Source organism: Herbaspirillum sp. 1130, assembly GCF_017833835.1.
Taxonomy (GTDB): Bacteria; Pseudomonadota; Gammaproteobacteria; order Burkholderiales; family Burkholderiaceae_D; genus Herbaspirillum; species Herbaspirillum huttiense.
The window spans coordinates 775895-798027 of sequence record NZ_JAFICQ010000004.1; the positions used below are offsets into that span (position 1 = coordinate 775895).

General features: G+C 61.0%; 25 protein-coding genes and 1 pseudogene. 12 read left to right on the top strand and 14 right to left on the bottom strand.

Going from position 1 to position 22133, the window contains the following annotated elements:
* The first annotated feature begins 21 nt into the window (after nt 1-21).
* Together JOD78_RS21335 and JOD78_RS21340 are read left to right on the top strand one after the other, a co-directional pair.
* Entirely contained in the window at nt 22-456 is a 435-nt protein-coding gene (locus JOD78_RS21335; protein WP_008331921.1) for an acyl-CoA thioesterase, read from the top strand.
* A gap of 113 nt (nt 457-569) precedes the next feature.
* The gene (locus JOD78_RS21340) at nt 570-1520 is read left to right on the top strand and encodes a 2-hydroxyacid dehydrogenase (RefSeq protein ID WP_121043870.1); all 951 of its coding nucleotides are present in this window, start codon (nt 570-572) and stop codon (nt 1518-1520) included.
* Nucleotides 1521-1664: 144 nt separating this feature from the next.
* On the opposite strand, the gene JOD78_RS21345 is transcribed toward JOD78_RS21340, so the two are convergent.
* The 11 genes and pseudogenes from JOD78_RS21345 to JOD78_RS21395 all read right to left on the bottom strand — a co-directional run bounded on the left by JOD78_RS21345 (nt 1665) and on the right by JOD78_RS21395 (nt 10904).
* Nucleotides 1665-2342 carry a GAD-like domain-containing protein gene (locus JOD78_RS21345; RefSeq protein ID WP_134136557.1) on the bottom strand — a complete coding sequence of 226 codons (678 nt, stop codon included), beginning with the start codon at nt 2340-2342 and terminating at the stop codon, nt 1665-1667.
* 96 nt (nt 2343-2438) lie between these two features.
* Nucleotides 2439-2651 (bottom strand): T6SS immunity protein Tdi1 domain-containing protein, encoded by a 213-nt coding sequence (locus JOD78_RS21350; RefSeq protein ID WP_227022729.1) that lies wholly within the window; start codon nt 2649-2651, stop codon nt 2439-2441.
* 32 nt (nt 2652-2683) lie between these two features.
* Nucleotides 2684-3121, bottom strand: coding sequence for a hypothetical protein (locus tag JOD78_RS21355; RefSeq protein WP_209567614.1), 438 nt, complete (start codon nt 3119-3121; stop codon nt 2684-2686).
* Between the two features lie 13 nt (nt 3122-3134).
* Entirely contained in the window at nt 3135-3359 is a 225-nt protein-coding gene (locus JOD78_RS21360) for a hypothetical protein (protein WP_209567616.1), read from the bottom strand.
* 323 nt (nt 3360-3682) lie between these two features.
* Complete coding sequence (locus tag JOD78_RS21365; protein WP_209567617.1) at nt 3683-4144, bottom strand: hypothetical protein; 462 nt, start codon at nt 4142-4144, stop codon at nt 3683-3685.
* Between the two features lie 110 nt (nt 4145-4254).
* On the bottom strand, nt 4255-4713 hold the full coding sequence (locus JOD78_RS21370; protein WP_348534277.1) for a T6SS immunity protein Tdi1 domain-containing protein: 459 nt from the start codon (nt 4711-4713) through the stop codon (nt 4255-4257).
* Complete coding sequence (locus tag JOD78_RS21375) at nt 4668-4976, bottom strand: DUF2169 domain-containing protein (RefSeq protein WP_245202249.1); 309 nt, start codon at nt 4974-4976, stop codon at nt 4668-4670. The genes JOD78_RS21370 and JOD78_RS21375 overlap by 46 nt, the downstream gene beginning before the upstream one ends.
* 13 nt (nt 4977-4989) lie before the next feature.
* Nucleotides 4990-5355: pseudogene (locus JOD78_RS21380) on the bottom strand (contractile injection system protein, VgrG/Pvc8 family); the annotation flags it as partial.
* Between the two features lie 326 nt (nt 5356-5681).
* Nucleotides 5682-7382, bottom strand: coding sequence for a long-chain fatty acid--CoA ligase (locus JOD78_RS21385; protein WP_209567618.1), 1701 nt, complete (start codon nt 7380-7382; stop codon nt 5682-5684).
* A 253-nt stretch (nt 7383-7635) separates the two neighbouring features.
* On the bottom strand, nt 7636-8793 hold the full coding sequence (locus JOD78_RS21390) for an aminopeptidase (RefSeq protein WP_134136552.1): 1158 nt from the start codon (nt 8791-8793) through the stop codon (nt 7636-7638).
* Between the two features lie 8 nt (nt 8794-8801).
* Nucleotides 8802-10904, bottom strand: a complete 2103-nt coding sequence (locus JOD78_RS21395; protein ID WP_209567619.1) for a molybdopterin oxidoreductase family protein — start codon at nt 10902-10904, stop codon at nt 8802-8804.
* A 107-nt stretch (nt 10905-11011) separates the two neighbouring features.
* Between JOD78_RS21395 and JOD78_RS21400 the strand changes: the two genes are divergently transcribed.
* Nucleotides 11012-11821 (top strand): AraC family transcriptional regulator, encoded by an 810-nt coding sequence (locus JOD78_RS21400; RefSeq protein ID WP_209567620.1) that lies wholly within the window; start codon nt 11012-11014, stop codon nt 11819-11821.
* On the opposite strand, the gene JOD78_RS21405 is transcribed toward JOD78_RS21400, so the two are convergent.
* The gene (locus tag JOD78_RS21405; protein WP_245202222.1) at nt 11818-12444 is read right to left on the bottom strand and encodes a LysE family transporter; all 627 of its coding nucleotides are present in this window, start codon (nt 12442-12444) and stop codon (nt 11818-11820) included. The two genes, JOD78_RS21400 and JOD78_RS21405, sit on opposite strands and share 4 nt — an antisense overlap.
* Nucleotides 12445-12599: 155 nt before the next feature.
* Here JOD78_RS21405 and JOD78_RS21410 point away from each other — a divergent pair, with 155 nt between their 5' ends.
* From JOD78_RS21410 to JOD78_RS21425, 4 genes are all read left to right on the top strand, one after another.
* A complete protein-coding gene (locus JOD78_RS21410; protein ID WP_121043897.1) occupies nt 12600-13793 on the top strand; it encodes a M20 aminoacylase family protein in 1194 nt (397 codons plus the stop codon).
* Nucleotides 13794-13926: 133 nt separating this feature from the next.
* Complete coding sequence (locus tag JOD78_RS21415) at nt 13927-14277, top strand: DUF1304 domain-containing protein (RefSeq protein ID WP_034333253.1); 351 nt, start codon at nt 13927-13929, stop codon at nt 14275-14277.
* 15 nt (nt 14278-14292) lie between these two features.
* A complete protein-coding gene (locus tag JOD78_RS21420; RefSeq protein ID WP_039786873.1) occupies nt 14293-14811 on the top strand; it encodes a DUF695 domain-containing protein in 519 nt (172 codons plus the stop codon).
* Nucleotides 14812-14973: 162 nt separating this feature from the next.
* Nucleotides 14974-15693, top strand: a complete 720-nt coding sequence (locus tag JOD78_RS21425; RefSeq protein ID WP_121043903.1) for a DUF4088 domain-containing protein — start codon at nt 14974-14976, stop codon at nt 15691-15693.
* Nucleotides 15694-15712: 19 nt separating this feature from the next.
* Here the strand turns inward: JOD78_RS21425 and JOD78_RS21430 are convergent, their stop codons facing one another.
* Both JOD78_RS21430 and JOD78_RS21435 read right to left on the bottom strand, forming a co-directional pair.
* Nucleotides 15713-16498 carry a DUF3047 domain-containing protein gene (locus JOD78_RS21430; protein WP_204726032.1) on the bottom strand — a complete coding sequence of 262 codons (786 nt, stop codon included), beginning with the start codon at nt 16496-16498 and terminating at the stop codon, nt 15713-15715.
* 229 nt (nt 16499-16727) lie between these two features.
* Nucleotides 16728-17711, bottom strand: a complete 984-nt coding sequence (locus JOD78_RS21435) for a LysR family transcriptional regulator (protein WP_034333243.1) — start codon at nt 17709-17711, stop codon at nt 16728-16730.
* Nucleotides 17712-17953: 242 nt separating this feature from the next.
* Between JOD78_RS21435 and araD1 the strand changes: the two genes are divergently transcribed.
* The 5 genes from araD1 (at nt 17954) to JOD78_RS21460 (ending at nt 22058) form a co-directional block, all read left to right on the top strand.
* Nucleotides 17954-18949, top strand: a complete 996-nt coding sequence (gene araD1, locus JOD78_RS21440; protein WP_039787376.1) for an AraD1 family protein — start codon at nt 17954-17956, stop codon at nt 18947-18949.
* Nucleotides 18950-19120: 171 nt separating this feature from the next.
* Nucleotides 19121-19804, top strand: a complete 684-nt coding sequence (locus JOD78_RS21445; RefSeq protein WP_121043909.1) for an amino acid ABC transporter permease — start codon at nt 19121-19123, stop codon at nt 19802-19804.
* Between the two features lie 9 nt (nt 19805-19813).
* The gene (locus tag JOD78_RS21450) at nt 19814-20464 is read left to right on the top strand and encodes an amino acid ABC transporter permease (protein ID WP_121043912.1); all 651 of its coding nucleotides are present in this window, start codon (nt 19814-19816) and stop codon (nt 20462-20464) included.
* Entirely contained in the window at nt 20448-21182 is a 735-nt protein-coding gene (locus tag JOD78_RS21455; protein WP_034333235.1) for an amino acid ABC transporter ATP-binding protein, read from the top strand. Before JOD78_RS21450 ends, JOD78_RS21455 begins: the two co-directional genes overlap by 17 nt.
* Before the next feature lie 69 nt (nt 21183-21251).
* Nucleotides 21252-22058: a transporter substrate-binding domain-containing protein gene (locus tag JOD78_RS21460; protein ID WP_039786863.1), complete on the top strand. Its 807-nt coding sequence runs from the start codon at nt 21252-21254 to the stop codon at nt 22056-22058.
* The last annotated feature ends 75 nt before the right edge of the window (nt 22059-22133 follow it).

Below are 22133 nucleotides of genomic sequence, written 5' to 3' on the forward strand. Positions count from 1 at the left end.
TCACCTGCAAAGGAGCCTTCCATGTCATCCACCGTTTCCCAACTTCCGCCGGGCAAGGCACCGCAGCTGCGCGTCATGCCCATGCCGTCGGATGCCAATGTCTATGGCGACGTCTTCGGCGGCTGGATCATGGCCCAGGTCGACATCGCCGGCTCGCTGCCGGCCACCCGCCGCGCCAACGGGCGGGTGGCGACCATTGCGGTCAATTCCTTCCTGTTCAAGAATCCGGTGTTCGTGGGGGACCTGCTGTCCTTCTATGCCGATATCGTCAAGGTCGGCAATACCTCCATCACCGTCAACGTTGAAGTGTATGCGGAGCGCAATCGCCTGCAGACCGAAATCGTCAAGGTGACCGAAGCCACCCTCACCTACGTGGCCACCGATGAAAACCGCAAGCCGCGTCCGCTGCCGCCACTGGATCCGGTGCGCGAAGCGGGGGCCAGCCCGGCGATCTGAGCGCCGCCCTTCCCCTCCTGCGGGCTTGAAAATTTTTCAGCCCGCAGCGTGCGGCGCAGACGTATCGTTATGCCTCCCTCACTGTCTTCCTCTTCCTCTTCTTCATACTGCCCATGACCTCCTCCAGCCGCCCTGTCGTCCTCATCGTCGCCCGTCTGCCGCAACACCTGCTGGACTTGCTGCAGCAGAACTTCACCTGCCACAACCTCATCCTCGATCCACTCACCGAGGAAGCGCTCGCTGCCATCGCGCCGCAGGTGCGCGGCATTGCCGCCAATGGCGAAGCCAAGGTCGGGCGCGAGTTCATGGCGCGCTTTCCGGCGCTGGAGATTGTCTCGGTGTTCGGGGTCGGCTATGACGGGGTGGATGTACCGGCTGCCCGCGAGCGCGGCATCCATGTGACCCACACGCCCGACGTGCTCACCGAGGATGTGGCCGACATGGCCATTGCCCTGATGCTGGCCGTGGCGCGCAACGTGGTGCGGGCCGACCGCTTTGCTCGTAGCGGCGAATGGAAGAAGGGGCCCTTCCCCTTCACCACCAAGGTCAGCGGCGCGCGCCTGGGCATCGTCGGCCTGGGCCGCATCGGGCAAGCCATCGCGCAGCGGGCGGCGGCGTTCGACATGCAGATTGCGTATCACAACCGTTCGCGCAAGGACGTGCCCTACACCTATGTGGAAGACATCGTCTCGCTGGCGCGCGAGGTCGATTTCCTGGTGATGATCACGCCGGGTGGTGCCGGGACGCGGGCGCTGGTCAATGCCGAGGTGCTGGAGGCACTGGGACCCAAGGGCTTCCTCATCAATGTGGCGCGTGGTTCGGTGGTGGATGAAAAGGCGCTCATCGCGGCGCTGCAGGCTGGGACGATTGCCGGTGCGGGGCTGGACGTGTTCGAGAATGAACCGAACATTCCGGCCGAACTGGCCGCGCTGGAGAACGTGGTGCTGACGCCGCACATGGCCAGCGGCACGCTGGTCACCAGGACGGCCATGGCGGAACTGGCGTTCACCAATTTGCAGGCGCATTTTTCTGGCAAGCCCGTGGTGACGCCGGTGCCTGACTGAAGATTCATACAGGGGGAAAGCCGCTGCCGGAGGGGGTCACGGACAGCGGCTTTTTGCCGATGAGTTCAGGGGGAGCGGTTTCAGTCCAAGGAGTCTTGTCCTGAGTCATTCCATGCTTGGATGATGACTTGGGGTGTGCTGTCACTACTGCGTGTCTGCCTCGTCCAGCCACTCTTCAATGTCGATTCCCGAGAATGGGAATGTCGGCTCGCCGAACATGCGGAGAAGCGTCAGGTGCACATTGGCCTTCACTTTCACCAGATTGTCGAGCAGGAAACTCCCGCCCAGGACGATGGCGGGCTGGAAACCATATATTTCATGCGGATCAAGCGGACCTAGTTTGGATCGCGCACGTTCGAAGAGGGGCTGTCCATCCTCGTCTTTCAGGTCAAGCTGAGCTGGCTCAAGGCACGCAAATAGCGAACGAATCGAAAAATCCAAGTCTTCCTTGGATTTGGGCTTCAGTTCATTTTCGAAAGCAGAGACGCTATGGATCACGCAGTTCATCGAAACGCTTCTGCCTGTCTTCTCACCACACACGTAAAGTTTGCCAAATGCAGATCTCGCAATGACGTGGAAGACGTCAACCCCCTCCAATTCGGTGTCCGCGAGCCAGTCATCGACGAGACCTGCATAGTCATCAGGGTTAACTGTGCAAAAGAGTCCATTGGCATATTCGCACCATCCTTCTTGCTCCCAGTATTTCAATAGCTGATCGGAGAGTTTGTTGCGCCATTTGTTTAGGCTTTTGGCCGGTACCGGAGTGCGCTTGGTGGCCTCGCCAAATTTGCTTGAAAAATATTCGAAGTCTTCATCTCTCATCTCATTTCCTCGGTTTTATTCCTCTTAGAAAAATAAGGTGCTACGCCTGTTTTTTAACTGTCCTTTTTTTGAGTCATCCTTTCATGGCTGCATGGTTCAAGAATTGAGCAACTTTTCAATATCGATCCCGGAGAACGGTAGTTCCGGGTCGGCGAATTGGCGGAGAATCGTCAAGTGCACATTGGCATTCACTTTTGCCAGATTTTCGAGGAGGACTTTTCCTCCCAGTACGATGGCGGGCTCGAATCCATAGATTTCGTGCGGTTCAAGTGGGCCGAGTTTTACCCTGGCGCTTCCAAAGAACGGCACACCAAATCCAAGATCTCAGAAAATAAAATTCTTTAGTTTTTTTGCGATAGCCAATCCCATCGCCCTTTTGCAAATACTGTCACCGATTTGTCACTATCGTCCTCATACAAGAAGCCTCCGGCAGCCAGTGCAAGCTTAAGAAAGATACTCGTGCCCGTTTTTGAAAGAGGTGCACTGTCCCAATCTTGCAAAACCTTAAAGGCATATGCCCCTGGAACTTCAAATAACTTAAGTCCATTCAATTGAACATTTGGGAGGTTAGGAGACAGGCCAATCTCTAATAGTCCATCATCCGTTTCAGAAAAAGTTAGCTGCAAACCGTTCTCGTTCCAGTAGTCTCTTGATTCATCGAAGAAGCGACTTTTCTTTGTTGATAAAGGCGTACCTAATATTTGATGAACCTCGTACCTGTTCATTCCAAACCTAAGTGGCCCGACGCCTACGTAAGACGTAATGATATGTTCTTGCATGACGGTCAAAAATTCAAAGCTGATACGCTCTCATTGCCTCAAGATCTTCATCCCAATGGACGCGAGAAAAAGCTGAGATTGCCAGGTCGTCGTCGTCAGAATGCTCGAATCCCGTCACCGAAATACCGAGGTTCTTAAACACAATTATTCCCACATCTTCATAAGCGTCTTTGTCGAGATTCAATAACTCGACGAGGCGACTTCTTTTTGGCGGCGAGAATATCTGGATATTTTCCAATCTGGCATCAGTACAATGTCGCGAGAGGCCAATCTCAATGAGCTGGTTTTCGGATGAGTACGTTGTCGATACACTTACTCTGTACTCCACATACTGCTTTAAGAAATTCACCGAACGGCTATGGGGCTCCCCCCCAGATGTGAGCAACCTCAGCAGGTGTCATTCCGAACCGGACGTGATCAACTCCAACATAGGGAATGACTTCTTCTATCTTCAGGGGGGCCATGAAATTTTTTTCCAGGGTTGCCGTTTCAATTATGAAATCTGACTGCGTTGAACGGTTTAGGAATTCTGGTCACTGGACGTATTGAGATGTAATGGATTTAAAAATTGACTAAATCAAAAGGCTTCAAGTCACTAAGCTGGTCATCCCAGCGGCCTCGTTCGAACACGGTGACTGCCCGCTGGTAAATATCATCATCATGAAATCCCGTCAGCGTCATACCGAGATTGAGCAACACGATAAATCCAACACTTTCGTAGGGACTGCCGTCGATATTGACCAGGCTGCTGAATACATCCCGTGGTGGATCAGTGAATAGCTTGATGCCTTCATACTCCAATTCGAGTATGTTCCGGCTGAATCCCACTTCAACGAGCTCGTTCGTATTCAATCCGTAAGTGGTCAGTAGTCCATTTTCTCTTCTGTACTCGATGGTCTCTCCCAAGAAGCCTTTCTTTTTCCTCGACGCAGCGCCGATTAACTCTTCAACCATTGCATGGGTCATACCAAAGCGAAGATGTCCAGCACCTATATGCGGCTTGAGGTCAAAGCGGCTCGTCATAGTTTTCCCACCAATTCAGTAATCCGTGGTCCTCGTCTCTCATCTCAATGCCTTAGCTTGATTGATTCAAAAACCAGGCGACCTATGCCTGCGCCTGGATGAAGCATGTTTCAAGAGTCGAGTAATTTTTCAATATCGACCCCTGAGAATGGCAGTTCCGGGTCGGCGAATTGACGGAGAATCGTTAGGTGCACATTGGCATTCACTTTTGCCAGATTCTCCAGGAGGATTTTTCCTCCTAGTACGATGGCGGGCTCGAAACCATATATTTCGTGTGGTTCAAGCGGACCGAGTTTTGACCTGGCGCGTTCAAAGAGCGGCTGTCCATCCTCGTCTTTTATATCAAATCGTGCCGGCTTACTGAACGCAAAAAGTGAACGGATTGAATAATCCAGGTCTTCTTTAGTTTTCGCCTTTAATTCATTCTGTAGAGCAGAGACCATATTGAGGGCACAGGCAATCGTGACGCTACGCCCCGTCTTCTCACCACACACATAGAGATCGCCAAATGCAGTCCTTGCAATCACATGAAATGAGTCAATCTCAAGCGCGCGCACTCTTGCCGCCACTGCGCCATGCGCTCTGGCGAAGCAGCCTGAAACGGATTCAAGCCATAGGATTGCGGCGGCAGTTCTGGCGCGACCGGTGCGCCATTGATCTGGATGCCGACCTCGAACTCGCGGGCCGCGCGTCCCTGCGGCGCGTGCGCATCGGCAATGACGATGACGTCGGTATGCGGCTTGTACGGGGCCAGGTCCGATTCCTGCCTGACGCTGGAGCGGTTCAGTTCGCCGTAATACTCGTCGGAGGTGCTCGTACAGACGCACGCCATGGAACAGCATGCAGTTGGTACGCAAGGAAAGGTACTTCAACCACGGACCCAGCCTGGCTTCGTAGAATGCGACATCGCCGTCAGTCTTGACGAAGCGGAAGCTGAAGACGTAACCGGTGAAGTAGCGCAGGCTGCCGTCTTGCCGGACGAGCTCCACGCAAAGCAATTTGCCCTGGAGGTCCTTGAGTTCGAGCGTGGCGTTGTCGGCCAACAGCTCGACGGTGAATTCGAAGTCGCGCGACAGGCCTTCGCTGGCGTCAAGCTTGTTGACGAGCAGTTCAGAAAGGGGGGCGTCGTTGTGTGGGAAAGTGAGCCGCAGAATGCGGGCGTGCTGATAGTCTGAAAGCAGTTGCTCCAGACCCCGGAGGGTTTTGCGCATGCAGGATTCCTGTGTTCATCAAGTTTCCCTCCCTGATGTAACACCGGCGCGCATTTTAATATTTCCCAATGGAAACGCGCAACTCCTGAATGACGACGGCGGGCGACTGCATGAATTTTCGCCCCAAGGAGCGATACCCCTTCAGGCAAGGAGCCGGCCTGTCCCTCCCGAGAATCCGATCTGCCCAGGAAAATGACGACTCAACACCAGCCATCTCGTGTGAGCCCAAACTGAAAAGGCCTGAGTCCGGTGCAATACCGAACTCAGGCCTTGATGCAGAAACTGACTGACGAACGCAAGAAGATCAGATTACGGCAGCGCTCGTTTCATGCTGCCTGTTTCTGCGGCGCCTTCGCAGGATCATCCCGCAACTCGCGGCGCAGGATCTTGCCCACGTTGGTCTTGGGCAGCTCATCGCGGAACTCGATGTACTTGGGCTTCTTGTAGCCGGTGAACTGCTCCTTGCAGTAAGTCATCAGCTGCTCACTGGTCAGCGACTTGTCCTTGCGAACCACGAAGAGCTTGACCGCTTCGCCGGTGTGTTCATCGGGCACGCCCACACAGGCGCACTCCAGCACCGCAGGATGCTGCGCCACCACGCCTTCGATTTCATTCGGATAAACGTTGAAGCCCGAGACCAGGATCATGTCCTTCTTGCGGTCCACGATCTTGGTGTAGCCCTGCGCATCCATCACACCGATGTCACCGGTCTTGAAGAAACCATCCGGCGTCATGACCTTGGCCGTCTCATCCGGACGCTGCCAGTAGCCCGGCATCACCTGCGGACCACGAATGGCGATCTCGCCCGGCTTGCCCAGCGGTACTGGCTGGCCGTCATCATCGAGGATGGCGATTTCGGTGGATGGCAGCGGCAGGCCGATGGTGCCGGTGTATTCATCGATGGTGCAGGGGTTCGCGCTGGCAATCGGCGAAGTTTCGGACAAACCGTAACCTTCGATGATGGGACAGCCGGTCAGCTTCTTCCACTTGTCGGCCACGCTCTTCTGCACCGCCATGCCGCCACCCACACAGCAGCGATAGCCGGAGAAATCCAGCTTGGCAAAATCGGCATTGTTGAGCAGCGCGTTGTAGAGCGTGTTGACCGCGGGGAAGGTGTTGACCTTGTACTTGGCCAGCTCCTTGACGAAACCGGGAATGTCGCGCGGGTTCGGGATCAGCAGGTTCAGCGCGCCTTCACGCGTGCCCAGCAGGTTGCAGACGGTGAGCGCAAAGATGTGATACAGCGGCAGCGCGCAGACGAACACCAGCTGGTCGATGGGCTTGCCGGACTTCAGCGCCGGGGTCAGCCATTCTTCGGCCTGCAGCACGTTGGCGATCAGGTTGCGATGGGTCAGCACCGCCCCCTTGGCCACACCCGTGGTCCCGCCGGTGTATTGCAGGAAGGCGACGTCATCGGGCGTCAGCGATACCTTCTGCAACGTCTTGCCCTCGCCCTGCGACAGCGCGCGGCTGAAGGAGATGGCATTGGGCAGCGACCAGGACGGCACCATCTTCTTGACGTGCCGCACCACCAGGTTGACGATGGCGCCCTTGAGGGTGCCGAGCAGCTCGCCCATGCTGGCCACCACGATGTGCTTGACCTGGGTATGCGCCACCACCTTCTGCAGCGTGCAGGCAAAGTTCTCCAGCACGAAGATGGCTTCGGCGCCGGAATCCTTCAACTGGTGTTCCAGCTCGCGGGCCGTGTAGAGCGGATTGACGTTGACCACCGTGTAGCCCGCACGCAGGATGGCGGCGATGGCGATCGGGTATTGCAGCACGTTGGGCATCATGATCGCCACGCGGGCGCCCTTCTGCAGGCCCAGGCCTTGCAGCCAGGCCCCCATGGCGCGCGACATGGCATCGAGCTCGCCATAGCGGAGATACTTGCCCATGCAGACGTAAGCGTTGCGATCGGCATGCTTGGCGAAAGCCTCTTCGATCATCTGCACCAGCGAACCGTAACGGCTGGGGTCGATGTCAGCGGGAACGCCTGCGGGATACGATGCAAGCCAGAATCTTTCCATAGTGTGTCCTCTGTCTCCGGTCATAACGTGCGCTGGGGCTGGACGGTGATGCAAGGCCACCGCGTTGGCGCGCACAGCAAAAAAAGCACGAGTGTTTTTTTATTTATCGCAGATGCTATCCAGCATTCGACTGCGGGGCAAGCTTTTTGCGCCCCAAATTTGAGATTTTTTGCAAAAAGGTTGGCAACGGCTGCGATATCGCGGTCAGTCTGCGCGTATTGCACGGCCCGGCAAACCGGTATTGCATTCAAATTCATCCGGCATGATACGCCGGGTCGGTGCTCTTGGGCCGTTCCGTGGTGCAGGTGGGAAACATTTCCGCCTCCGCCTTGCCCGTGGTCAAGGGCGCGTCTCCCAGCGCAGCATGGCGTGCGGCCTTGTCCATGCGTGCCAGTGCGCGCACCTTGTCATAAAAATCGGGGAAGCCGCTGCTGCGGGCAAACAACTGACGGAAGGCAGGGACCAGGTCGTGATACGCCCCCACCAGTGCGAGATGCGCATTGGACAGCGGCATCGCGAACCAGCGGTCATACCCGGCATAGCCATTCCAGCGGGTGACCTTGATCTGCGCATATTCAGCGCGCAGGGCATCGAAGATGGCCGCCTTGCGCTGGCGCTTGTCGGCATCGCCGGCATCGCTGTCGTAGTTCTCCTTCAACCGGTCGCGGTACTTGTCCAGCAAGGCCAGGAACTCGCGCTTGCGGGCGGCAAAACGCTGGTAGGCCTGGACCATCGCCGGATCGTGGCGCGCCGCCAGCCAGCGCTCCACACCCAGCTCTTCCACCGCCACCGCAAACCCTTCATTGAAGGACGTATCACCGGGCGCATACACGGTCTGGTGCGCCAGCTCATGGAAGATCAGCCGCGCCAGTTCGCCATCGGGATACTGGATGAAGGTGGAGATCACCGGATCATCGAACCAGCCCAGCGTGGAATACGCCGGCACTCCGGCGACCTGCACGTCATAACCTTCGGCCTTGAGCGTGTCGGCATAGGCCTGCGCATCACTGAGGTGATAGTAGCCGCGATAGTCCACGCAGCCGGCAATGGGGAAACACCACTGCCGGGGCTTCAACGACAGCTCAGGCGCGGCCACCACATTCCACAGCACGAAAGGCCGGTCCAGTTGCGCGTAACTGCGATAGCTGCCGTTGTCGGGCAGATCGAGTTCGGTGACGGCATAGCGGCGGATCTCGCGCACCGTCTGCAGCTTGGACTTGAGCGCGGGCGAGGTGGCCGGGTCATCGAGCCACTCCTCCAGCGGTTTTGCCTGCGCCAGCAGCGAGAACTGGCCGTGCGCGGCCTGGGCGTAATACGAGACCGTAGAACAAGCCGACAGCCCGCACAGCGACGCCAGCACCGCCAAGGTCAGCCGCCAGCGCACAGAACGACGCAAGCCACGACGCAGCATGAAAAAACTCAGGCGGCCACGACCGGCTGCTGCAGTTTTTCCACCTGCACCAGCACGTCATAGAAGGTGGGCGCATTGCCCATGTCGGTCAGGCGCTGGCTGGTGACTTCGTTGGCGTTCTTGCCATCGGCGGCAAATTTCTTCCACCAGATCGACAGGCCCACCACCAGCCCCACGCGCGCCTTGTCGGTCACGCGCACGCGTGCCTGCATGCTGCCGCGATCATTGAAGATGCGCACCGTATCTCCCTGCGCAATGCCGCGTGCAGCGGCGTCCTGCGGATGCATGTCGAGGTGCGGTTCGCCCTCCGTATCACGCAGGCTCTGTACATTGACGAAGGAAGAATTGAGGAAATTGCGTGCCGGCGGCGAGATCATCGCCAGCGGATATTTCGCGCCCAGCTGCGGATTGCTGGCCACCGATTCATAGGGCGCGATATAGGTCGGCAAGGGATCGAGACCTGCACTCTTCATCTGCTCGGAATAGAACTCGCACTTGCCCGAGGGCGTGGCAAACCCGCCTTCGGCAAAGGGCGCGACCGGCACCGACAGGCGCTGCCATCCCTTCTCCTTCAACTGTTCCCAGTTGTAGCCGGCGCTGCGCGGATCATCGCGCTTGAAGGCCACGGCGGCCAATTGATCGTCGCTGTCCTTGAAGCAGTCTTCTTCAAAGCCCATCGCGGCCGCCAGCAGGCGGAAGATCTCGGTATTGGGCTTGGCCTCGCCCAGCGGCGCAATGGCAGCATTGTTGGCCATCATGTAGACGTGGCCATACGACGCATGTACGTCGATGTGCTCCAGCTGGGTCGTCGCAGGCAGCAGGATATCGGCGTAGTCGGCGGTATCGGTCTGGAAATGTTCCAGCACCACCGTGAACAGATCTTCGCGCGCAAAGCCCTGCGCTACCTTGCCCGACTCCGGGGCCACCGCCACCGGGTTGGAGTTGTAGACGATCACTGCTTCTACCTGGGGACCAAAGTCGGGCGAGGCCGGCTTCAACAGGTCATCGCCGATGGTGCTCATATTGATGATGCGGCTGGGCTTGCCGTGACGCGCGGCCAGGTCGGGACGGCTCAAGGCGGCCGTGTCCTTGGGGAAGCTGTCCGATACCGACAGCTGGATGCCCCCGGAAGCATGACGCCAAGCGCCGACCAACGCTGGCAGGCAAGCCACGTTGCGCGCGGCCATGCCGCCGCCGCGCACGCGCTGCAGGCCGTAGTTGGCGCGGATGAAGGCACCCTCGCCAGCCAGCGCCACTCGGGCATATTCGCGCGCCAGGTTCTGCACTTCCTCCGCACTGATGCCGCACACTTCAGCGGTACGGGCCGGCGTCCATTCAGCCACGCGCTCCTTGAGCTGCTCGAAGCCGAGCGTGTAGCGTGCGATGTAATCGTGGTCCAGCAAGTCTTCCGCGATCAGCACGTGCATCAGGCCCAGCGCCAGGGCCGCATCGGTCCCGGGCAAGAGCGCGATGTGCTGGTGGCACTTCTCGGCGGTCAGCGAGCGATACGGATCGATGGCGATCAGGCGCGCTCCATTGCGCTTGGCCGCTTGCACGCGGGTCCAGAAATGCAGGTTGGAGGCAATCGGATTGCCGCCCCAGATGATGATGAGCTTGGCGTGATCGACCTGTTCCAGATCGGTACCGATGCGCGCACCAATGGTGTAGCGATAGCCTGCGCCACCGGCGGAGGCACAGATGGTGCGGTCCAGCTGCGAGGCACCGAGACGATTGAAGAAACGGCCGGCCATCGATTCGCCCTGCACCTGACCCATGGTCCCGGCGTAGCTGTAGGGCAGGATGGCTTGCGGATCGCGCAAGGCGATCTGGCCCAGGCGCTGTGCGATGGTGGCGATGGCCTCGTCCCAGCTGATGCGCTCGAACTTGCCCTCGCCCTTCTTGCCCACGCGGCGCATGGGATGCAGCAGGCGGTCCTGGTGATAGGTGCGCTCGGCATAGCGAGAGACCTTGGTGCAGAGCACGCCGGCCGTCGGCGGGTGCTCCGGATCGCCGCGCACTTCCGTGGCGACGCCGTCCTTGACGGTCACCAGCAGGGCGCAGGTATCAGGGCAATCATGGGGACAGGCGGCACGGACGATGGTGGTGGTCATGGCAGAGAAGAAAGCGGGGAAAGAAAACAGGGAAGCCCTCGGCGCACGCGAGGCAGGCAGCTACTTTATCTTAAAATGGCGCGTCACGACTCTTCCGTAGTGCCGCCATGTCTCCTTCACCGTACTTCTGGCGTCCTCCCGCCTTGCCCTTCTTCGAAGGCCGTCGCGCCACCGGCAGCCTGTCCTGCTATGCGCCGCATACGCATGACAGTTTTTCCATCGGCGTCGTCGATGGCGGCCACAGCGTCTTTACGCTGGCCGATCGCAGCGAGCCCATTTTCCCTGGCGACGTGATCCTCGTGCGGGCAGGCGATGTGCACAGCTGCAATCCGGCCGACCTGCAGCGCTGGAGCTATCGCATGTTCCATCTGGACTCCAGCTGGCTGGCCGACCTGCTGGCGCAAACCCCGGACACATGCGGGTTGCTCGCGGGCATGCCGTCACAGGTGGTGCGCTCGCCGGAGGCACTGCAATGGCTGGACCGCATGACGCATACGCTGGAGCATGGCCATCCGGACCTGGAGCGCGAGGTAATACGTTGCCTGCAGCACGTGATGCGCGCGTGCGCCGATGCCTGCCCGCCCGCGCAGGCCAGCAATGCGCCCGAAGAAGACGGCCTGCAGCGTGCCCATGATTTCCTGCTGGCACATTGCCGCGACCGTGTCTCGCTGGCGACCCTGGCGGAACTCGCCGGCACCAGCCGCTACCAGTTGATCCGCCAGTTCCGCCGCCGCTTCGGCCTGACTCCGCATGCCCTGCAGCTGGACATGAAGATCCGCCAGGCGCGCACCCTGCTGCAGCAGGGCGCCAGCACCGTCCATGCCGCGCTTGATACCGGCTTCGCCGACCAGAGCCACTTCCATCGCGCCTTCAAGTCGCGGGTGGCGGCCACACCGCTGCAATATCGGCGGGCCTAGCTGCGGCTGGCCACCAGTGCGGCGGCAGCGAGCATCAACAGCAGGCCCGCGCCCCGCTCGATGAGCGGCAGCACGCGCGTGAGCGCCCGCATCACACGCTGCTGCGCGATGAAATACACCAGCCCGGCATCCCAGGCCAGCACGGCCCCAAACATCCAGACGCCATAGAAGAGCTTGGTCGACGCGCCGGTCTGCGCCGATACGATAACGGTGAACAGGCCAAAGTAAAACACGCCATTCTTGGGATTGAGTGCGGCCGAAAGAAAACCTGTCCCCAGTGCGGCCCATGGCGCGACCCTGGCAGGCGAAACGGCCGCAGCGGGCAACACCGCCGGGTGCCGTCCGGCGCGCCAGAAGACCCATCCCAGCCAGGCCAGGTAGAGCGCCGCCAGCCACTGCATGGCCGCCAGCAGCAGTGGTGCGCGCTGCAGGAGGCTGAAGCCGCCGATGGCCAGCGCGATGTAGAGTCCGTTGGCCAGCGCAATCCCGAACGATGCTGCCAACCCATAGCCCCGCCCATGGCGCAGGCTGCCCCGCAGCAGCAAGAGGAAATCCGGACCGGGACTGGCCAGCGCCAGCAAGTGCGCACCCGCCAGCAGGAAGAATTCGGAAGAAAGCATCATGTGTGTCGACGCCTGCCCGGCGCCCCCTGTTAAAAATGCGCATGCTAGGCAGGCCCGCGGCCGCTGTATTGAACGAAATTGCACAGGCGCTCCTGCGCCGCCAAGGCGCGGTAAGATAGGCACACTTGTTACCAACGCCATCGCACCAGACTTCCATGAAACTCATTGACCCCATCGTCCAGTTCCACGCCGACCTGCAGAAGATCCGCCGCGACATCCACGCCCATCCCGAGCTGTGTTACGAAGAAGTGCGCACCGCCGACGTGGTGGCGCAAAAGCTGACCGAGTGGGGGATTCCGGTCGTGCGCGGCCTGGGGGTGACGGGCGTGGTCGGCATCATCAAGAAGGGCGACAGCCCACGTGCCATCGGCCTGCGCGCCGACATGGATGCGCTGCCCATGTCCGAAATCAATACCTTCGACCATGCCTCGCGTCATCCCGGCAAGATGCACGCCTGCGGCCATGACGGCCACACCGCCATGCTGCTGGGCGCGGCCCGTTACCTGGCGCAGCATGGCGACTTCGATGGCACCGTGTATGTCATCTTCCAGCCCGCAGAAGAAGGCGGCCGTGGCGCCGAGCGCATGATCCAGGATGGCCTGTTCGACAAGTACCCGATGGATGCCGTCTTCGGCATGCACAACTGGCCCGGCATCCCGGCCGGTCACTTCGGCGTGACGCCGGGTCCGCAGATGGCCTCCAGCAACGAGTTCCACGTCACCGTCAAGGGCAAGGGTTCGCACGCGGCGCAGCCGCACAAGGCCATCGACCCGGTCATGACGGCGGTCCACATTGCCCAGGCCTGGCAGAGCATCGTGGCGCGCAACGTCAATCCGAATGATCCGGCGGTGGTGTCGATCACCCAGATCCACACCGGCAGCGCCACCAACGTCATCCCCGACGAAGCCATGATGGTCGGCACCGTGCGCACCTTCAGCCTGCCGGTGCTGGACCTCATCGAGCGCCGCATGCAGGAGATCGCCGAGCACACCGCCGCCGCCTTCAATGCCACGGTCGAGTTCCGCTTCAACCGCAACTATCCGCCGCTCATCAACCATCCCGAGGAAACTGCCTTCGCCGTCGAAGTGCTGACCGAACAGTTCGGTGCCGACCATGTGGATGCCAAGACCGAACCGACCATGGGCGCGGAAGATTTCGCCTTCATGCTGCAGCACAAGCCGGGCTGCTACGTGTTCCTCGGCAATGGCGATGGCGGCCACCGCGACCAGGGCCATGGCCTGGGTCCGTGCAACCTGCACAACCCCAGCTACGATTTCAACGACGACCTGCTGCCCATCGGTGCCACTTACTGGGTGCGGCTGGCCGAGAAATTCCTGCAGGCGAAGTAAGCGCCGCAGCGGCGTGCAGGGCATTGGCGCGCGGGCGCATTTCAGGCATGATCGCCAAAGCCCGCCGCCCGGCGCACTCTGCAACGCGCTGCGAAGGCGCGGCAAGAACGTATAACGACAACAGGGAGAAACCTTGCACACGCTCGCCACCATCCTGGTCCTGCTGGTCGCCCTTGAACATGTCTGGATCCTGATCCTGGAAATGTTCCTGTGGACCAAGCCGCTGGGTCTGAAGACCTTCCGCCAGTCGCGCGAAGCCGCCGAAGCCACCCGCGTGCTGGCCGCCAACCAGGGTCTCTACAACGGTTTCCTCGCCGCCGGCCTGTTCTGGAGCTTGGCCACGGGCGACCATGCGGTGCAAATCTTCTTCGTGAGCTGCGTGCTGGTGGCCGGTATTTACGGTGGACTCACCGCCAAGCGCTCCATCCTCTACATCCAGGGTCTGCCCGCCCTGCTGGCGCTGCTGGCCCTGCTGGCCAGCTGATACGGCGAGCCAACCATGAAGCGCGCCCTGCTCCTGACCCTGCTGCTCCTGCTGGCGCGCCACGGGCTGGCGCAGGATCCTGAGCCCGAGTGGTGGAACTACCAGGCCCAGCGCGGCGATCGCCTCACGGTGGTCAAACTGGACATGGGCTTGCGGCGCAGCTTTCCGCTTTCCGGATTTCCGTACGTGGTGGTCACGCGGGTGAGCTATGCGCCGGGTACGCCCGATGGTTTGCCGGCGCTGGCCGAGCAGGACCGGTTGGAAGCCCTGTCCGATCAGATGGCTGCGGCCATCGGCAAGAAGACCCGCAGCATCTATGCCGGCACTGCGTTCAGCCAGGGCCAGCAGCAGTCCTGGTTCTACGTGACCGATCCCAATGGCCTCGAAGCGGTGGTGGCCGGCGTGCATGCCCAGCTCTGCCAGGGCTGCAAGACCAGCACCGCCATCCTGGCCGATCCCGCCTGGGCGCTGTACCGCGACCAATTGTTGCCGGACGGGGAAACCCGGCAGCGCTATGGCTTGCGCAGTTATTGAGGTCCGCGCCGCAGGGGCGGCGTAAAGTTTGGCACGACAGCTGCCGATAACAAGTTTCCTGGCAGCATCAGCATTGACACCGCGTCATCACAACCAGTCCGGCACGCCGCATGGCCTTGCCGGCGCAACAACAACATCGGACACGGTCCGAGGGGAAGCCGCATGAAACAGATCAAACTCATCCTCAAGGACGATATCTACGACTCGCTGGAGCGGGATTATCACAACTTCGTGCGGCTCTCGACCAAGATCGATTCGGGTTTCGTCAAACCTTCCTTCGACAGCTACCTGCTGGCCAAGCTCTCCGAGAACACCAACTTCCTCACCGAAGAGGCGGTGCAGCACCTGATGCTCTCGGGCCAGTATGCGTGGGCGCGCCGGGCGATGGACAAGGAATTCCCGGACGTGGTGCAGATCCTGATCGAACAGGCGGCCAATTACGGGTTCTGGATTGCGGTGCGCCACGACTGGGGCACCGAGGAACTGGTCAATGCCTCGCGCGCCTGGGCCGGCGCCATCATCAAGCAGGCCAAGGGCGATGAAACGCAGATCGACGTGCTGGCCTCGCAGATCAAGGCGTCCGCCACGAATATCGCGGTAGTGCAGGAACGCCTGAAGACACCGGCCTCGCAACTGGCCCATGCCATGGTGCAGGAATTGCGCGAGACCCATATCGCCATCGAACATGCCTCGGGCATGGTGGCGCGGGAAAAGCTGGGAGCCCTGCGCACCCTGCTGAAACTCGGGCGCGCCTATGGAAATGTCTCGGAGAAGGCCGAGCAGGACATGATGGACAAGCTCAAGCGCGAAAAGCCCTGGCTCTTCGAGACCGGCCCCAAGGGCTTCTGGGGCCACGTCGCCGCCTGGTGGCGCGGGGTCTGAGCCCGCGGCACGTCAATGCTCAGGGAGCCGGCACCGCCTGCGCATCGCGCATCAGGCGGATGTCGCCATACCAGGCTTCCATCTTCTGCACGGTGTTGTCGGTATCGGTGAGCACGCCCACGCCGATCAGGCGGCCGGGCTTTTCACCGAAGGCACGCTCGTAGTCTTCCGCGACGTTGCGCTGGTAATTGCGCCACTGCCCCACATGCTCCGCACCGCTTTCCACCACCAGCATCTGGATGCGGCCGGTGCGGCCGTTGGCGATCACCGTGCCGGCCGGCGCCTTGGGATCCCACACATACATCAGCGTGGCATAAGGCAGCTCATGCCCGGTCAGCAGCTTGGCCGTATCGAAGAGGATGGTATCCATCAGCGAGAGCTTGTCGTGGTCGCCATCGAAGGCCAGCACGATGCGCACCGGCGAATCATCGGTTTCCCGGTGGGTGAGATCGGCCGTGGGAATCAGGCCGGCGGCTTTCCAGCTCCAGGTCAGCCAGGGCTTCTTGTTGATGTCGATGTCGACCGGATGGCGCAAGCCGGATGAGGCGCGGTCGGCAAAGGCGTGCAGGACGCTGCGGCCATTGTCCTGTACCAGGCGGTATTCAGTAGGAATCTTCTTGCGGGTGAACACCAGCGGCTCCCAGCCGGTCGGCAAGCCTTCGGGCGGGTTGGCCGAGAACAGTGCCAGGGCCTGGTCCAGCTTGGCCTGTTTGGCTTGCCGGGCGGCCTCGTCCGGCGGCGCGGGCTTCTGCGCGGCGCAGCCGGCCAGCAGCAAGGCCCCCGTCACGCAGAGCGCGGCCAGCACGGCACGTGCGGCAGAGGCAGGAAGGGAAACAGGACCAAGAGCAGCAAGGCGCGTGCGCACACGCGGAAGACGCAAATTCATGAAGGCCAACCGGAGAAAGCGGATTCTGAGGGAAAGTCTGCGGCCACCCCGACCGCAGACGAACACTAACAGGAAAATCACGCCTGACGGCATCCGGAAAAACCCTAGCCTGTAAAAAAAACGTCAGGAACGCAACGCGGCGGTTGGCTCAATTTTGCTGCCGCAGGATCTGGATGAACATCTTGGCCAGCGACGACAAGGTACTGTTCTTGCGCGTGACGATGCCGTAATGCTCGATGCGGGTCTTGAGGTTCACCGGCAGGATCCCCAGCATCTGGCGCGCGGCAAAGAAATGCGCGATGTCCAGCGGCATCACCGCCACCATGTTCGATTGCGCCAGCAGGGTGATGGTGACGAAGGGGGAGGCGGTCTCGATGACGTTGCCCGGCACCTTCACGCCTTCCAGCTTGAACTCGTGCTCGATCCAGATGCGCATGGGCATGTTGCTCGAATAGAGAATCCACGAGGCATCGGCCAGCTCCTGCAGGCGTACCTTCTGCGCCGTGGCCAGCGGATGGTCGATGCCGCTGACGATGCACATGGGCTCGCCGCGCAGCATTTCGTAATGGTAGAGGTTGGGCTGCGAGCTGACCGAGGAACGGCCGATCATCAGGTCGATGCGGCCCTGGTCCAGCAGCAGCAGCTGGCGGGCACTGGTGTCTTCGCTGATCTCGATGGAGACGTCCGGCTGGATCTCGCGCAGGCGCGACAGCGCACGCGTGACGAAGGGCGCCGCCCCCATGATGGTGCCGATGGACAAGCGGCCGCCGCGGCCGCTGATCATGTTCTGCAATTCTTCGCGCAGGTTGGCGACATCGCTCTGGATCAGTCGCGCATAGCGGATCACGCAGCGGCCCAGCTCGGTGGCCTCGATGCCGCGCGGTGAGCGGTCGAACAGCGTCACGCCCAGGGCATCTTCCATTTCATGCAAGGCCTTGGTGGCGGCCGGCTGGGTCATGTGCATCACTTCGGCTGCCTTGTGCAGGGAGCCCTGCTCGTCGAGCGCCGTCAGCAGCGCGACCTGGCGAAAGCGCAGGCGGCTGACGATGGAACCGACCGAAGGCAATGCATCGCCTGCCGCGCCCTCCTCGCCGAGTCGGTTATCACCCGATGAATTAAGCTCATTAGACATCCTTGGTTCAGCCTCTTATAGTCGTCCCGGAAAAAACACAATGCTAGCGCATCTGCCCCCTGCCCACGGCGATGCGTGAAAAAAGCTCAGGAGACGACGGGCAGATTGATCCACAGGTGGCTTCGCCTGGCGGCAGTTTCCTGCCGCGTGCGAATCGCAGCCCCTGTTCTGCACATCGCTCCCCTGGACCCTGACCGCCCCTGACCGGCGGCCATATGGATGACGACGGCAAAGGAGACCTGGTGAGGCTGATTCAATATCGCGATCTGCATGGCCAACGCCGCGTCGGCATCGTCAATGGCGCCAGCATCCAGGTGCTGGGCGAGGTCGACACCATGCGCGAACTCGGCTTGCTGGCCATCGAACGCCATACCGGGCTGGAACGCCTGGCCCAGTTGCTCAATACCGACCGCTCCGAAGACTATGCCGCGATCCTGGCCGAGGGCCGCATCCTGGCCCCGCTGGACCATCCCGACCCGGCCCACTGCCGCGTCTCCGGTGCCGGCACCACGCACCTGGGCAGCGCCACCACGCGCGACAAGATGCATCGCCGCATCGAAGGCGATGAGCTCGACAAGACCGATACGCAACTGATGATCGAATGGGGCATCGCCGGCGGCCGCCCCGCACCGGGCACCGTGGGCGTGCAGCCCGAATGGTTCTACAAGGGCGATGGCCATTGCATCGTCGCGCCCGGCCAGCCCTTGCCGCGTCCCGACTTTGCCCTCGATGGCGGCGAAGAACCGGAGATCGTCGGGCTCTACCTGATCGATGACGCAGGCTGTCCGCGCCGCCTCGGCTTTGCCATCGGCAACGAGTTTTCGGATCACGTGATGGAGCGCCGCAATTACCTGTATCAAGGCCACTCCAAGCTGCGCCACTGCGCTTTCGGTCCGGAGCTTCTGGTGGGCCTGCCCCCGGCGCACCTGGTCGGCATGACGCGCATCCGTCGCCGTGGCCGCGTGATCTGGGAACAGGAATTCCTGACCGGCCCGGACAACATGTGCCACTCCATCGAGAACCTCGAATACCACACCTTCAAGTACGCGCACCTGCTGCATGCGGGCGACGTGCATGCGCACTTCATGGGCGCGGCCAACCTGTCGTTCGCCTACAGCGTGCGCACCGAGGATGGTGACAGCATCGAGATCAGCATTCCCGATTTCGGCGCACCGCTGGTCAATGGCATCCAGCACGTGCAATCGAACTTGCGACCGGGTGGCGTCAGGCAGCTGTAGCCGCGCCGCCCGGACCCAGGCGCGCCGCAAGGCGCAGCAGTACCGGCAATCATGCCAAGGCCCCGACCTCAAGGTCACCCAACAAGAGGCCGCCCCCAGGAAAATCAAAAAGGAGACCACCCTCATGCTGCTGTATCCCCCTTTCCCTGACGCTGCACGGACGGAGCGTCGATGAATTACACCTTCGATTTCATGAGCGTGTTCGCCAACTGGGATCGCCTCTTGATGGGTGCCTGGCTGACGATACAGCTCTCGGCCCTGTCCATCGCACTGGGCTTCGTGGTCGGCACGCTCGGTGCGATTGCCGGCAAGAGCCGGCTGGCGCTGGTGCGCGGCCTGGTACAGGCGTATGTCGAGATCATCCGCAATACGCCGCTGCTGGTGCAGGTGTTCCTGGTGTTCTTCGGCCTGGCCAGCATCGGCTGGAAGCTCACCGCCGAGACCGCTGCCGTCATTGCGCTCACCGTCAACGTCGGCGCCTACACCACCGAGATCATGCGCGCCGGCATCAACTCCATTCATCCGGGCCAGATCGAGGCGGCCGAATGCCTGGGCATGTCGCGCTTTCACGTGTACTGGCACGTGGTGCTGCTGCCGGCGGTGGAGCGCGTCTATCCCTCGCTGACCAGCCAGTTCATCCTGCTGATGCTGGCCTCCAGCATCACCTCGCAGATCTCGGCCGAAGAGCTGACCGCCACCGCCAACCTGGTGCAGTCGGAAACCTTCCGCAGCTTCGAGGTGTATGCGGTCATCGCGGTGGCGTATCTCGCCCTGTCCTTCCTGTTCCGTGGCGCATTCTGGGCAATCAGCCAGATGGCCTTCGTGCGCAAGCGCAAGCTTGGCACCAACCTGTAAGGAGGCGCGATGAACGCATTCAGTTTCCTGCACGTGGAATACCTGCTGCAAGCCGCCGTCTGGACCGTGGTGCTGTCGCTGGTGGCCTTCGTCTTCGGCGGCGTGGCCGGCTTCGTGATCGCCTTGTGGCGGGTCTCGCCCAATGCCCTGCTGCGGGGCATCGCCAGTACCTACATCCAGGTGGTGCAGGGCATCCCGCTGCTGGTGATCCTGTTCGTGGCCTACTTCGGGCTCGCCATCGCCGGCTTCAAGCTCACCCCGCTGGTGGCGGCCGGGATTTCCTTTGCGATCTACTGCGCTGCCTTCCTCGGCGAGATCTGGCGCGGCTGCATCCAGGCGGTCCCCAAGACCCAGTGGGAAGCCTCGGAATGCCTGGGCTTCAACCGCTTCGAGCAGCTCACCAAGGTGATCCTGCCGCAGGCGGTCAAGATCGCCACGCCACCCACCGTGGGCTTCATGGTGCAGATCGTCAAGAACACCTCGCTGGCCTCGGTGATCGGCTTCGTCGATCTCTCGCGCGCCGGCCAGATCATCAACAACTCGACCTTCCAGCCGTTCACCGTGTTCGGCTGCGTCGCACTCATCTATTTTTGCCTGTGCTTCCCGCTGTCGGCGCTGTCCAAGCACTTTGAAAGGAAATTGAATGTCAGCCATCGTTAAGATCAATGATCTGCACAAGAGCTTCGGCAGCAACAAGGTATTGAACGGTGTTTCGCTGGATGTGCAGAAGGGCCAGATGGTGGCCATCATCGGCAAGAGCGGTTCGGGCAAGAGCACGCTGCTGCGCTGCCTGAACGGTCTGGAGAAAGTGGATGGCGGCAACATCCATGTATGCGGACATGATATTCATCATCCGGACAAGCTGAACCTGCGCGAATTGCGCAAGCAGGTCGGCATCGTCTTCCAGAGCTACAACCTGTTCCCGCATCTGACGGTGGAGCGCAACATCACGCTGGCGCTGACCACCATCAAGAAGATGTCCACCGAGGAAGCCAAGAAGATCGCCCACAAGGTCCTGCAGCTGGTGGGCCTGGAGAACAAGAAGGAAGCCTACCCCGAGCAGCTCTCGGGCGGCCAGGCGCAGCGCGTGGCGATCGCCCGCTCGCTGGCCATGGCGCCGGAACTGATGCTGTTCGACGAAGTGACCTCGGCGCTGGATCCGGAACTGACCGCCGAAGTACTGAAGGTCATGGAAGACCTGGCCCGTGGCGGCATGACCATGGTGCTGGTCACGCACGAGATGGCCTTTGCCCGCAAGCTGGCCGATGTGCTGGTGTTCATGCACCAGGGCCAGGTGTGGGAGATCGGTCCGCCCGACGAACTCTTCAGCAATCCGAAGACCGCCGAGTTGCAGAAGTTCGTATCAAGCGATCTGTAAAAGATCGCATATCCATCTTGTATGGATTTTGTTGTCAGCAGCATCCCTACAATCACCCAGGAGACATCAATGAAAAAACTGTTCAACTTCACCAGGAAGGCCGCCGCCGTCGTGCTGGGCCTGGCTTGTTTTGCCCAGGCCGCACATGCCGACGCCCTGGCCGACATCAAGGCGCGCAAGAAGGTGCTGATCGCCATCGACCTCGGCGCGCCGCCTTTCGGCATGACCAACGCCAAGCTGGAGCCGCAGGGCTCGGATGTGGAAACCGCGCGCCTGCTGGCCAAGGACATGGGTGTGGAACTGGAGATCGTGCAGGTCACCGGCCCCAATCGCATTCCCTTCCTGATGACCGGCAAGGCCGACATGGTGATCTCGTCCTTCTCGATCACGCCGGAACGCCAGAAGGTGGTGGCCTTCACACAGCCCTACGGTGCCTCGCAGTTCGTGGTGGCCGCGCCCAAGGGCGAGAACATCAAGGGCCTCAATGATCTGGTCGGCAAGCGCGTGGCGGTGGTTCGCGGCAACATGCAGGATTCGCTGCTGACCCCGCTGGCCCCCAAGGGAACCAACATCGTGCGTTTCGATGACGATGCCACCGTGACCGCGGCCATCATCTCGGGCCAGGTCGATGCACTGTGCACGCCCAATTCGCTGGCCTCGGCCATTGCCAAGCAGAACCCGTCCAAGAACCTGGAAACCAAGTTCGCCATCAAGGACATTCCCTATGCCATCGGCCTGCGCAAGGGCGAGCCGGCACTGGAAAAGTGGCTCAACGAATGGATCACCGCCAACCTCAAGAATGGCAAGCTGCCCGGCATCTACCAGCAATGGGTAGGCAGCCCCATGCCTGACCTGGCGCAGTTCGCGCCCAAGTAAGACCGTCGTTTCCGGCATGCCGCGCCAGCCAGCGCGGCATGCGCCCGCCGCCCGAGCGGCCAGCCTGCAGCATCC